Annotated in this window: 11 protein-coding genes; 1 reads left to right on the plus strand and 10 read right to left on the minus strand. The window is 69.3% G+C overall.

The window, feature by feature from the left end:
* Window position 1 precedes the first annotated feature (1 nt).
* Genes NNZ72_RS16630 through NNZ72_RS16655 form a run of 6 tightly spaced genes read right to left on the minus strand, consistent with a single transcriptional unit; the run spans window position 2 to window position 7,807 of the window.
* Window positions 2-535 (minus strand): nitrous oxide reductase accessory protein NosL, encoded by a 534-nt coding sequence (locus NNZ72_RS16630; RefSeq protein ID WP_257316579.1) that lies wholly within the window; start codon window positions 533-535, stop codon window positions 2-4.
* Window positions 535-1,359: an ABC transporter permease subunit gene (locus tag NNZ72_RS16635; protein ID WP_257316524.1), complete on the minus strand. Its 825-nt coding sequence runs from the start codon at window positions 1,357-1,359 to the stop codon at window positions 535-537. Before NNZ72_RS16635 ends, NNZ72_RS16630 begins: the two co-directional genes overlap by 1 nt.
* On the minus strand, window positions 1,356-2,258 hold the full coding sequence (locus NNZ72_RS16640) for an ABC transporter ATP-binding protein (RefSeq protein WP_257316526.1): 903 nt from the start codon (window positions 2,256-2,258) through the stop codon (window positions 1,356-1,358). Before NNZ72_RS16640 ends, NNZ72_RS16635 begins: the two co-directional genes overlap by 4 nt.
* On the minus strand, window positions 2,255-3,613 hold the full coding sequence (locus NNZ72_RS16645) for a nitrous oxide reductase family maturation protein NosD (RefSeq protein ID WP_257316527.1): 1,359 nt from the start codon (window positions 3,611-3,613) through the stop codon (window positions 2,255-2,257). The genes NNZ72_RS16640 and NNZ72_RS16645 overlap by 4 nt, the downstream gene beginning before the upstream one ends.
* A 19-nt stretch (window positions 3,614-3,632) precedes the next feature.
* Window positions 3,633-5,546: a TAT-dependent nitrous-oxide reductase gene (gene nosZ, locus NNZ72_RS16650; protein ID WP_257316528.1), complete on the minus strand. Its 1,914-nt coding sequence runs from the start codon at window positions 5,544-5,546 to the stop codon at window positions 3,633-3,635.
* A 23-nt stretch (window positions 5,547-5,569) separates the two neighbouring features.
* On the minus strand, window positions 5,570-7,807 hold the full coding sequence (locus NNZ72_RS16655) for a NosR/NirI family protein (protein ID WP_257316581.1): 2,238 nt from the start codon (window positions 7,805-7,807) through the stop codon (window positions 5,570-5,572).
* Window positions 7,808-8,040: 233 nt separating this feature from the next.
* On the opposite strand from NNZ72_RS16655, the gene NNZ72_RS16660 reads away from it, so the two are divergent.
* A complete protein-coding gene (locus NNZ72_RS16660; RefSeq protein ID WP_257316529.1) occupies window positions 8,041-8,856 on the plus strand; it encodes a ferritin-like domain-containing protein in 816 nt (271 codons plus the stop codon).
* A gap of 13 nt (window positions 8,857-8,869) precedes the next feature.
* Here the strand turns inward: NNZ72_RS16660 and NNZ72_RS16665 are convergent, their stop codons facing one another.
* From NNZ72_RS16665 to dhaL, 4 genes are all read right to left on the minus strand, one after another.
* A complete protein-coding gene (locus NNZ72_RS16665) occupies window positions 8,870-9,553 on the minus strand; it encodes an SDR family oxidoreductase (RefSeq protein WP_257316530.1) in 684 nt (227 codons plus the stop codon).
* A gap of 1 nt (window position 9,554) precedes the next feature.
* Window positions 9,555-10,082: a heme utilization cystosolic carrier protein HutX gene (hutX, locus tag NNZ72_RS16670; RefSeq protein ID WP_257316532.1), complete on the minus strand. Its 528-nt coding sequence runs from the start codon at window positions 10,080-10,082 to the stop codon at window positions 9,555-9,557.
* A 25-nt stretch (window positions 10,083-10,107) separates the two neighbouring features.
* Window positions 10,108-11,448 (minus strand): heme anaerobic degradation radical SAM methyltransferase ChuW/HutW, encoded by a 1,341-nt coding sequence (gene hutW, locus NNZ72_RS16675; RefSeq protein ID WP_257316533.1) that lies wholly within the window; start codon window positions 11,446-11,448, stop codon window positions 10,108-10,110.
* A gap of 150 nt (window positions 11,449-11,598) precedes the next feature.
* Window positions 11,599-12,234: a dihydroxyacetone kinase subunit DhaL gene (gene dhaL / locus NNZ72_RS16680; protein WP_257316534.1), complete on the minus strand. Its 636-nt coding sequence runs from the start codon at window positions 12,232-12,234 to the stop codon at window positions 11,599-11,601.
* Between the last annotated feature and the right edge of the window lie 9 nt (window positions 12,235-12,243).

Below are 12,243 nucleotides of genomic sequence, written 5' to 3' on the forward strand. Positions count from 1 at the left end.
ATCAATGCTCCGTTGCGTGCGGTTGCGGCTCCGCCGTATCGTCGGTCTCCTCCCCGCCGCCCAGCACGTAGGCGGGCGGGATGCCGGAGAAATCGACGACCTCGCCGCCGTTCTCGCGGGCGAAATCGAGCGCCGCTTCGCGCGTCGAGAAGGGGATTGCCTCGGCGACGCCCATGCCGCCGAGCCGAGCGCTGCCGATCACGTAGAAGGCGGCGCGGGCGTCGATCCAGTTTTCCGCGCCGGGCTTTTCCCAGCTTTCGGCCGCGGCCATGTCGGAGACGTAGATCGCGGCGATGTTCTTCGGCTCGTCGGGCAGGAGGGTGAAGGCGACCGCGTCGCGCGCCGAGGAGAACCAGATCGGCTCGGGAATCTGCGACAGGATGATCTGTCCCTTCGGGCCGTCGTGCTCCAGCACGTTCATGCCGCAATAGCGGCCGATCGCCTCCTCGTCGAGGGCGAAGGGCTTGGGCGCTTCCTCCTGCGGCTGCGAGCAGGCGGCGAGCACGACGAACGCCAGCGTTGCGAGGATGCGCATCATGCCTCCCTCCGCGAAAAGACCAGCATGGCGGCGGCAAGCGGCAGCACCGTCCAGAGGAGGAGTGCCGCGAGCAATGCCGGCGCGCCGAGCGAGGCGACCTCCGCCATGCCGCCCATGCCGGAGATCGCCCCCGCCCCGCCGCCGAGATTGACGAGCCGGTAGGCGTCTGTGGGGTTGAGCAGCAGCAGGGCGTCGAGCAGCCCGGCCGTGACCGTGCGGCCCTGGTCCGCCACGAGCAGGCCGAGCAGCGCCGTGTCGTAGACCAGCACGAAGACGAGCCAGACGCCGACGGCGATGCCGCCGGCCGTGCCCCGCTCGCCGGCGAGCACGCTGACGAGATAGCCGATGGCGACGAAGACCGCGCCGAGCAGCACGGAGGAACCGATCAGCCGCGCGAAGGCCGGCCAGCCCGCCGCGAGGCCGGAACCGCCGGTGGCGGCGAGCGCCAGCGCCGCCGCGCCGTAGCCGACGAGGGTGGCGAAGGCGAGGATCGCCAGATGCCCGACGAACTTGCCGACGATCACCTGCCAGCGCGCCAGCGGATAGCTTAGCAGGAGGAGCAGCGTGCCGCGCTCCGCCTCGCCGACGATGGCGTCATGCGAGATCAGGAGCGCGATCAGCGGCACGAGGAACACCGACAGGCTCGACAGGCTGACGACGACCACGTCGAGCGCGCTCGCCCCGACATTGCCGGTTGGCGCGCTGCCGAGGAAGGTCAGCGTCAGCGCCAGCGTCGCCAGCAGCAGCGTGGTCGCGAGCACCCAGCGGTTGCGCAGGCCCTCCTGGATCTCCTTGCGCGCGATGACGAGGATGGTTCTCATCGGCCGGCCTCCCGCTGCCTGTCCTGGAAATGGGCATAGAGCTCGTCGAGCGTCGGCGGCGTCACGTCGAGGTCGGCGATCTCCGCGCCGACGGCCGCGCGCAGCAGCGCCACCTTCTCTTCCGGCGCGGCATCGATCTCCAGCATGTGGCCGTTGACCGGGCGCCAGCCGGCGCCACCGTCGAGCCGCCGCTTCTCGCCCTCGGCGAGCCGCACGCGGATGCGGGTCGGAAGCCGGGCGATGCCGCGCAGCGCATCCAGCGTGCCGTCCGCGATCTTCACGCCCTGCCCCATGATGACGATGTGGTCGGCCCGGCCCTCCAGCTCGGAGAGCGCGTGCGAGGAAAGCAGGATGGTCGCCCCGCCCGCGCGCAATTCGTCGAGGAAGCCGTAGAAGTCGCGCCGGAGCGCCGGGTCGAGCCCCGTGGTCGGCTCGTCGAGCAGCAGCACCTGCGGCGCGCCGATCAGCGCCTGCGCCAGCCCCAGCCGCTGGCGCATGCCCTTGGAATAGGTGCGCACGCGCCGGTCGGCGGCCGCCGAAAGCCCGACGCGGTCGAGGAGCTCGGCGACCTGGCGGGAGGGCGCGCGCTTCAGCGCGGCGTAGAAGGACAGCGTCTCGCGGCCGGTCAGCGCCGGATTGAAGGAGACGTTCTCCGGCAGGTAGCCGAGCCGGGCGCGCACGGTAGGATCGGCCGCCGGATCGCCGCCCAGCACCCGCACGGTGCCCGAGGTCGGACGGATGAGACCGAGCATCAGCTTGATGAGCGTCGTCTTGCCCGCACCGTTGTGGCCGACCAGCGCGACGATCTCGCCCTCGGCGAGCGAAAAGGAGACGTCGCGCACGGCCTGCACGGCGCCGAAGGACTTCGATACGGCGTTGATTTCGATCCGGTGTGTCATTGTATCTCGGTCCCTTCGTCCGGCGGGGCCATCAGCGGCCGGCTGTCGACCACGCCGCCCGGCAGGAGCGCCGGGAACTGGCTCTGGGCCCAGCGGATGACCTGCACCGCGGGGCTGTTGATGAGGATCTTCGCCTGCGGCGCGGTCCACAGCACCCGGTCGACGAGGTCGTTCGGCCGGTAGGGGCTGTCGGCGATGCCGTCGCCGTCGAGGTCGAAGGCGGGGTTGTCGCTCCAGTAGTTGCCGCGCCCGTCCGCCGACCAGTCGAGGTGGCGCGTGCCGACATACTTGACCTGGTTGCGGTTGCCGACGAAGGCGTTGCCAGTCATGCGGTTGCCCTCGGAGCCGGCGGTGAAATGGATGCCGATCGCGCAGTTCTCGAAGCGGTTGCCGGAGAAGGCGTTGCGGTTGGCATTGTAGATGAACACGCATTTTTCCGGGCCGAGGCGCATGCCGCCTTTGTCCTGCGCGCCGGTCGGCTGTGCATCGATCCCGTGCGAATCGGCCTGCCGGCCGGCATTGGTCCAGCGCGAGACCGGCTGCAGGCGGCCGTAGACGCGGTTGCCGGAGACCTCGGAGCCCTTCGCCGTGTTGAGGACGAGCCCGTGGTCGCGGTCGCCGTCGGAGACGTTGCCCCGGATCGTCAGCCGGTCGGAATACATGATGGCATAGCCGACGGAATTGCCGGTCGAGACGTTGCCGGAAATCTCGCTGTCGTTGGTGTACATGTAGTGGACGGCGAAGCGCAGGCCGGAAAAGCGGTTGCCGGAGAAGACGTTGTCGCGGCTGGCATTGGTGAAGATGCCGTCGCGGCCGAAGCGGATGTCGTTGCCGATCACCCTGGCGCCCGGCGCGTTCCAGAGATGCACGCCGTTGCCGGCCTCCGCCGAGCGTCCCCCCTCGCGCAGGCCCTCGATGCGGTTTTCGCGCACCAGCGCCTCCTTCGCGCCGTGGATGTAGACGCCGTAGAGGTTGCCGAGCACGGCATTGTCCTCGACGACCGCGCCGGTCGCCGTCTTCGCGAGGAACACGCCGGAATCGAGCGTGCCGATATCCCGGCCCGACCCCGTGATCGTCAGGCCGCGCACGACCGCACCCGGCGCCGTGACGGTCACGACGCTGCCCGTGCCGTTGCCGGCAAGGACCGCGCCGGCCTCGCCTTCCAGCGACAGCGCCGTGGCGATGGTGACGGGGCCTTCGTGCTCGCCGGGGCCGAGCCGGATCGTGTCGCCCGGCCGGGCGGCGTCGAGGATCGACTGCAGGCTTCCCGCGCCGGCGGCGACGGAAACCGTCTCCGCCCGCGCGGACAGGGGTGCGAGGGCGGCCAACAGGGCCGCCACCGCGATTCTCGTCATGGCGGGTTTCGCCGTCACGTCAGGCCGCCTGCGGCTCGACGAACATGCGGCCCTTCATCTCCATGTGCATGGCATGGCAGAACCACGAGCAATAGTACCAGTAGACGCCGGGCTTGTCGGCCGTGAACGTCACCGAGGCGGTCGCCTGCGGCCCGATCTCCATGTTGATGCCGTAGTTGATGATGGAGAAGCCGTGGGTCAGGTCCTCGACCTCGTCGATGTTGGTGACGTAGACCGTCACCTCGTCGCCCTGCTTGACGCTGAAGCTCTCCAGCCCGAAGGCGGGCGCGGCCGAGGTCATGTAGACGCGCACCTTGTCGCCGTCGCGGATCACCTCGCTGTCGATCAGGAGGTCGATGCCGTCGGCCTCGGCCTGCTTGACCGCATCGGCGAAGAACGGGTCGTCACGCTTCCACACATGCAGGGGATCGATCTTGGAGCGGTGGACGATGGTGGCGTCGTGCGGCTCCGCGAAGGTCGGGTTGTCGTGCACCAGCACCATCTCCTCGCCGGAGATGTCGATCAGCTGGTCGTTCTCCGGCTTCAGCGGACCGACGTTGAGGTAGCGGTCCTTGGAGAACTTGTTGAGCGAGATCAGCCACTTGCCGTCCGCCTCCTTGGTCTGGCCCATCGAGGTGTGGTTGTGGCCCGGCTGGTAGTGGACGTCGAGCTTCTGGCGGATCGGATCGACCTGCTCGCCCTTGTAGGCCCGCTTGGCGTCCTCGATGTTCCACTTGCAGATCTGGCTGTCGATGAACAGCGTCGTATAGGCGTTGCCCTTGCCGTCATAGGCCGTGTGCAGCGGCCCGAGGCCGAGTTCCGGCGCGGCGACGATCGTGTCCTTCGGCTCGATCTTGTCGTCGAACAGGTCGTCGAAGGTGCGCACGTCCATCACCGTCACGGTCGGCGACAGCTTGCCGTTGGCGACGATATGGATGCCGTCCGGCGCGGTGTTCATGCCGTGCGGGCTGTTGGCGACCGGGATGTAGCGGGTGTAGGGCGAGCCCTTGCGCCCGTCGAGCACCGGCACGCCGCCCATCTCGGTGAACTCGCCCTTGGCGACAGCCTCCTCGATGCGCTTCAGGTTGAAGACGACGATCCAGTCCTGCTCGGCCTCCATCATCTCGGCGAGGTTCACGCCTTCTTCCGAGTTGTAGCAGGTGGAGAAGGCGTATTTGCCCTGGTAGTCGGCGTCGACGTTGTCGAGGTTGCCGCTGACCATCACCTGCCAGGCGACCTTCATCGTCTCGCCGTCGACGGCGGTGAAGATCGAGCGGTAGTGCGACTTGTCGTCGAGCACCTTGCCGTCGTTGGGGATCGGCACGCGGTCCTCGCCGTTGCAGAACACGTAGCCGGTCTTCGGGTATTTCTGCACGCGCAGGCCGTGCACGGTGTGCTGGTTGGGAAGCTGGACGATCTTATCGCACTTCATCACGTCGAGGCGGATGCGGCAGACGCGGGTGTTCGCCTTGTCGTTGGCGTAGAGGTAGCGCCCGTCATAGGTGCCGTCGGTCTGCGAGGGATGCGGATGGTGCAGGTCGCCGTTGAGATAGGTCTGCAGGCCGCGCTTGTTCATGAGTTCCCGGTACTCGGGCAGCATGCCCTCCGTCAGGATCTTCAGGCTCTCGTTGGTCTGGCCCCAGCCGGTGGCGCTGCAGCGGTTGAAGACCGGGATGCGCATCAGCTCGCGCATCGAGGGAAGGCCGACGATGCGCACCTCGCCCGTCTGGCCGCTGGAGAAGAAGACGTAATATTCGTCGAGCTCTCCAGGCTTCACCTCGTAGTTGTTCTCCGACGGCGCCTGCGCGGCGGCGGGAACGGCAAGGCCGCCGCCGAGCGTCAGCGCGCCGGTTCCGACCGCGCCGGCGGCGACGGCCGTCGAGCCCAGCAACTGCCGGCGGCTCAGACCGGATCTGGTTTCGTCCTGTGACATGGCAACTCTCCTTTGCTCTCGTGTCAGTTCGGGGATCCGGGGACCGGATCGGATCTTTCGATGACGGCGCCCTTGTGGGTGATGACGGGCGGAACGGGACCTCCGCCGCGCATCGAGGGCGAGGACAGCCGCTCGAACTTCTCCCGCTTCAGCCGCACCTGGATCATGTGCGGACAGCGGTGGTCGTCGTGGTAGAGTTCCTGGCAGTGCATGCAGTAGATGCACTCGTTGACGTTGATCTGGCCCTCGGGATGGATCGCCTGCACCGGGCATTCCTTGGCGCAGCGCTGGCAGGGCGAGCCGCATTCGGGCCAGCGCTTCAGCCACTCGAACATGCGGATGCGGCCGGGAATGGCGAGGGCTGCGCCGAGCGGGCAGAGATAGCGGCAGTAGAAGCGCTCAATGAAGAGGCCGAGCGAAAGCAGCGTCAGCGCGAAGATCACGAAGGGCCAGTCGCGGGCGAACTTCAGGATGATCGCCGTCTTGAACGGTTCGACCTCGGCGAACACCTCCGCGAGCGCCACCGAATAGAAGGACAGGCCGAACAGCACGAGGAAGATGATGTACTTCACCGGCCAGAGCCGCTCGTGCAGCCAGAACGGCACCTTGACCTGCGGCACCTTCAGCCATTGCGCGAGATTGTTGGTGAGCTCCTGCAGGGCGCCGAACGGGCAGAGCCAGCCGCAGAACGGCCCGCGTCCCCAGAACAGGAGCCCCGCCGCTACCGTCGCCCACAGGATGAAGATCAGCGGTGCCGACAGGAAGAACTCCCAGTGGAAGCCGGTGATCAGCGCATTGGTGAAGGTCAGCACGTTGACCACCGAAAGCTGCGCATTGGCATACCAGCCGAGCCAGACGAGGACGAAGACGAGATAGGAGCGCCGCACCCAGACGTGCAGCACGGGGCGGCGCACCAGCCAGTCCTGGAAGAAGAAGATCGCCGTCAGCAGGAGGAGCGCGGAGGCGGTGATGCCGATCTCGACCGTGTTCAGCCGCCACATCTGCACCCACAAGGGCTCGCTTTCCGCCTCGACGGGCACCGCCGCCTCCGGTTCCGCGTCGCCCGGCGCCTGGGCGACCGGCGCCGCCTTCTCCACCGTCACGTAGCGGTCGGGCAGGACGTAGCCGACGTCGAAGGGCAGCACCGCCTTGTCGCGCGCGCCCCAGGAGCGCTGCGCCAAGAGCTGCAGCTCCCACGGCCGGGTGACGTCGAACGCGAAGTCCTCGGGCACGGTGAAGAGGGCGATCTCCCGGAGGCGCGGCGCGCCCTCGGCGGCGATGTCGCCGAGCCGCGTGTGGCCGCGGTCGCGGAAGCGCACGCCCTGGCCGTCCTGCATCAGCTCGATGCGGTCGAAGATGCCGCCGCGCACATAGCCGGAGCCCTTGAAGGAATAGGCCCCGTCGCCGGCCACCAGGATCGCCTGCTGGCCGGGCCGGAGCTTGGAGCGCAGCCGCTCGTAGCCCTGCTCCCCGAGCAGGCTGAGGCCGATCTCCGGTACGCTCGCCGGCGCGATGTAGAGCGCGATGAAGGAATCCTCGGGTTTGCGCGTCTCCGGGTGGGTCGCCGCCTTCTCCTCTCCGGCGCGCGCGAAGGCCTCGCTCACCTCGCCGACGGTGAGGTGGAGGCTGCGCACGGAACCGTCGCCGACGAGCTCCTCCCAGCTTCGGGCCTCGCCGCTTTCCTGCCTGAGCGTTCGCACCTCGACCGGTGCCGCGGCCTCCGCGGCCGTGGCCTCGCCGCCGAGCCTGCCGCTGCGGATGAGCCGCACGGCGGAGCGCACGACGCTGTCGCCCATGACGAGCACGGTCACGGTCGCGCCGCTGACGATATCGACCTGCGGCGGCCGCTCGGCGCCGGCGGCGACGCGGCCGATGTCGCGGCCGATCAGCGTGTTCAGCGACGCCACGACCTTCTCCTCGGGGATGCCGACGAGCACGATCGGCTCCTGGTGGCCGACGAGCTTGAGGCCGCGCAGCACGCCTTCCGGATCGATGCCGGCGAGGATGTGGATCGGCTTGCCGGAATAGCCGATCGCGCTGGTGAAATCGGAATTGAGATAGGCGTAGCCGGCGAGCGTGTCGCCCTTCCACACCGGCACGATCGGCGGCTCGCCGACCGGCTCGCCGAAGCGGTCGGCACCGGCGAACAGGTCCGACGGCTGCACCTTCGGCAGGAATTCCGCAAGCCGGGACGCCGCCTCGGCCGGTGCCGCGGGCAGCACCTGCACCAGCGCGAAGGCGGCGAGCAGGATGCACAGCATCCGCCGCAACCAGCCCCCCAATGCCGGCAGCGAAGGACGGGCAATCCCCTGATGGCGACCGTTCACGATATGGCTCCCGGTAAGTTCCGTTCCGGCATACTAGGCGGGAGAGTTCCGGCGAGTTTGTTCCAGCACAAACAGAAGGGCGCCCGGCAATGCGACATTGTGGCCTCTGGAAGGAGACGCCGCCGATGCCGTTACTCGGGAAAGAGCCTTCGGGAACCGCCGAGACCATGGAAGAGCTTTTCGCGATCGCCGCGGCGATGGAACGGGAGGCGATCGCGGGCTATTCCGCGCTCGTGCAGCGCATGCAGCGGGAAAACCGTCCGGAACTGGCCCGCGTCTTCGAGCAGCTCGTCGCCGAGGAGAGCGGGCACCTCAACAACATCGCCTACTGGTCCCGCCGCGTGACCGGAAGCGAGCCCGACCTCTCGGCGATCCGCTGGGACCTGGACCCGACCTTCGACGACGAGGGCGCCTCCGTCGTCGCGCCGGAGCTGCTGAGCGCCTACCGCGCCTTCTCGATCGCCGTGCGCAACGAGGAACGCGCCTTCGCCTTCTGGACCTATCTCGCCTCCCGCAGCCCGTCCGACGACCTGCGCGAGGCCGCCGAGCAGATGGCGCGCGAGGAGCTTTCCCACATCGCCACGCTGCGGCGCGAGCGGCGCCGCGCCTTCCACATGCAGCGCGCGGCGACCGCGACGGATTTGCAGCGCTGGCCGCTCGCCCCGCTCGAGGAACGGCTGGCCGCCCTGCTCGAGACGAAGGCGGAGGCCGGCAATGCCGCGGCAAAGGCGCTTCTCGGCCGGCTCGCGGCGGAGGCGCGCACCCGCGCCGACGCGCTGCTCCGTGCCCCGCTCGGCCGCAGCCCGCTGCTCGACCGGGTCGAACCGGCCGGCATCGAGACGGCGCGCGCCGTCGGCGAACTGCTGCTCGACGCCTATCTCGACCTCGCCGAGCGCCTGCCGGGCGAAGAGGAACGCGAACGGGCGCAGCACTACGCCGCGCAGCTGCTCGACTGCATTTCCGCCACGAGAGCCGGGGGCTGACGCCCCGGCCTTCTCAGGCGCCGAGCGCAAGCAGGGGATGCGGATCGATCGCGTTGACGCTGCGCGCCTCGGCCCGGTCGACCACCGCGAAGGCCTGGTCGCGCGTGGAAGGATCGCGCAGCGCCCGGAGCGCCAGTTGCGCGACGTCGGCCCGATTTATGAAGCCGTGCATCTCGGGGTCCGCGGACAGGATGCCGTTGCCGGTGGCGGGCGCGGTGCGCAGGCCGCCGGGCCTGAGGATCGTCCAGGCCAGGCCCGAGCCGCGCAGATGCTCCTCCGCCCGGGTCTTGGCGTCGACGGCCGCGCCGAAGGCGGCGATGGCTCGCTCCGAGCGGTAGGGCGCCATCTCGCCGCAGCCGATCGAGGTGATCAGCAGGAAGCGTCCCGTCAGGCCGGAAGCGGCCGCGGCGTCGACGAGGTTGATGTTGCCCTCGTCGTCGGCGCGGCGGCCGTCCCCGGCAAGCCCCGACAGGGTGGAGACCGCGTCGCAACCGGCCGGCAGCGACCCGAAGAGACGGTCCGCGTCGGCGCGCGACAGGGCATCTCCCGCCACCACCTCGACGCCGAGGTGCCGCAGCTCCGACGAATCCGAGCCGGGCCGCACCAGGGCGACCACAGGCCGGCCGCCGGAACGCGCCAGGCGCGCGAGCTCCAGCCCCACGCCGCGGCTGGCGCCGGCGATGACGAGCGGGGACATGTCAGTGCGTCCCCGCACCGGCAAGCCGCGCCTGCAATCGCAGGAAGCGCTCCACCTGGCCGGCGCGCAGGCGGCGCTCCTCGTCCCGGCCGACATAGATCTTGAACATCGCCTCGCCCTCGGCATTGAAGAACTGGACGGACATCGTCTCCAGCCCCATGAACGGCCGGCGGACGAAATAGATCGCCGCGCAGCGCTCGGGGCGCAGGTGGCCGCTGAGGCCGCTCTTGCCGCCCTGCAGATTGTACATGCCGTGGCCGATCCTGCCGTGCGGCAGCGGACCGGATACCTCGATGACCGCGTCCTTCGAATGGCAGATGAAGGTGATGTCGCCCCATTCCGCGATGTCGCCCAGGACCTCGACGAAGCGCGTGCCGTCGGCGATGGCGACGCTTTCGCCCGGCAGGCAATCCATCACCACCCGGAGTGGCACCGCGTGTTCGGCGGCCAGCATCTCCAGGATGCCGTCCGGCTTCGCGGTGATCGCCTCCCTGATCTTCTCGATGGTCGCGGGCTCAGTCTGTGTCATGGGTCGTCCTCCTTTGTGGAATATGTCAGGCGGCGGCGCTTCGCGGCAGCAGTTCCGCCTCGGCGATGTCGTGAAGCGCGGCGACGAGGTTGGCGTACCAGAAGCGGCCGGGGGTGGTGAGCGCAATCCCGGCGTCGTCGAGGTCGAGCAGGCCGGCGGCCTGCCACTGTTCGAAAAGCGGGCGCAACCGCACGGAAAGGTCCGGCCCGAACATCGCCGGGTCGAGCCATCCCTGTTCGAGGCTGCCGGTGATCCGGTTGCGCAGGGCCCGCAGGCCGTCCGACGCCATCATCATGCCGATCGGCTTCCGTCCCGCCTCGACGGACCGGCCGAAGGCCGCAAGGTCGCCCGTCAGGCCGTAGCTCAGGTCCCCGATCGATCCGCCGGCGCCCGATCCGTAGGCGAGACAATCCGCGCCTTCCTTGATCAGCCGGTTGTAGCGATTCCGCTCGAGCGGCGTGCGCGCCCAGTGATTGTTGCTGACCTGACGCCACGACAGCGCGTCGAGGGCATCGCTTCCCGTCCGGTAGTAGCCGCCGAGATCGGCAAGCGTCGGGGCGGTCGCGAACTTGCCCGCCTCCATGGCCGTATAGAGCGGTGTCCCGGGAATGAGGTTCAGCCCGTAGAGATCGATCCCGTCCGGCGCGAGCGCCGTCGCCGTCTCCAGGTCCCGCTGCCAGACCGCTGCGGTCTGGCCGGGAAGCCCGTACATGAGGTCGATCACCAGCGCGGCGGACCCGCGTGCCTTCACCCCTTCGAGGAAACGGACCGCCTCCTCCCGCGACGCGCGGCGCCCCTGCCGGCGGCGCACCTCCGTGTCGAAGCTCTGCACGCCGATGGAGAAGCGGTTCGCGCCGGCCTCCAGGCAGGCGTCGATCTTCTCGGCGTCGAAATGGATGATGCGGCCCTCGACCGTGATCTCGCAATCGGCCGCAAGCGGCAGGTGCCGGCGCAGGGCGGCGAGGAGACGCGCGAGCTCGTCCGCCGTCAGCGCGCTCGGCGTGCCGCCGCCCAGATACACCGCCGTCACCGCGCCCGCACGCACCACCGGGCTCTCGGCCTCCCGTTCCAGGTCGCGGATCACCAGCTCCACATAGTCGGCCGCCACGGCGGGCGTGTAGGCGTTGCGGTAGAAGCCGCAGAACAGGCAATGGTTGGCGCAGAAGGGAACATGGACATAGGCGAGCCGCTCGCTCGCCACGTCTGCGGGCGCGGCCATCGCCTCGCCCCAGCGCACGGGCACCTGCTCCGGGTCGATCCGCGTCCTGCCGCGAAACGGCATGACGGCGCGCCGCGCGGTGAAGGCGTTGCGCAGCGGATCGTCGCTCAGGGCGGCGAAATGGCGGGCATATTGGGCTTCCATCATCCTGCTCGGCACCGCCTGTCGCGCATGTCTTCGGTGGGTTGGTGGCCCCGATCCTTACAGCGGCGGAGATGACGCTATTTGCGCCAGCGCAAACAGCAATGCAGATAGATGAGTGTTTTCCTCATGTTCAGAATGCCGGACCGGAGCTGCCTACAGCGTCTCCGCCATGGCCCTGACGAGCATCGCCGCCGAGGCGGCGCCGGGATCGAGATGGCCGAGCGAGCGTTCGCGCACGCGGGCGGCGCGGCCCTTGGTGGCGACCATCGTCGCGGTCGCGGCCGCGCCGTTGTCTGCGGCGGCGGTGACGGCGGCCCAGAAATCCCGCTTCGACCTGCCGTCGGCGACGGCGGTGGCGGCCGCCTCGGCGGCGGGCAGCCAGACGTCGAGCATGGTCTTGTCGCCGCGCTGCGCCTTGCCGCGGTCGCGGATGCCCTCGGACATGGCCGCAAGCATGTCGCGGCAGGCGGCAAGGTCGAGCTGCTCGCGGCCGGCGAGCACCTGCGCGGCGCGGCGCAGGCCCGTGGCATAGAGTGGGCCGGTCGAGGCGCCGACGGCATCGAGGAAGCCGGCCGCCGCCGTCGACATCACCTCGGAGGGGCTTGCCGCATCGAGGTCGAGCGCGGCGAGCGCCGCGTTCACCGCCTTGAAGCCGATCGACATGGTGATGCCGTGGTCGCCGTCGCCGATCGCGCCGTCGAGCTCGGAAAGGTGGTCCTTCTCCGTCTCGATCGCCCGCGACATCCGCTCGAACATCGTGGCGAGAGCCCGCGCCGCGCTTTCCGACATGTCTTCCTC

Source organism: Shinella pollutisoli (assembly GCF_024609765.1).
Classification (GTDB): domain Bacteria; phylum Pseudomonadota; class Alphaproteobacteria; order Rhizobiales; family Rhizobiaceae; genus Shinella; species Shinella pollutisoli.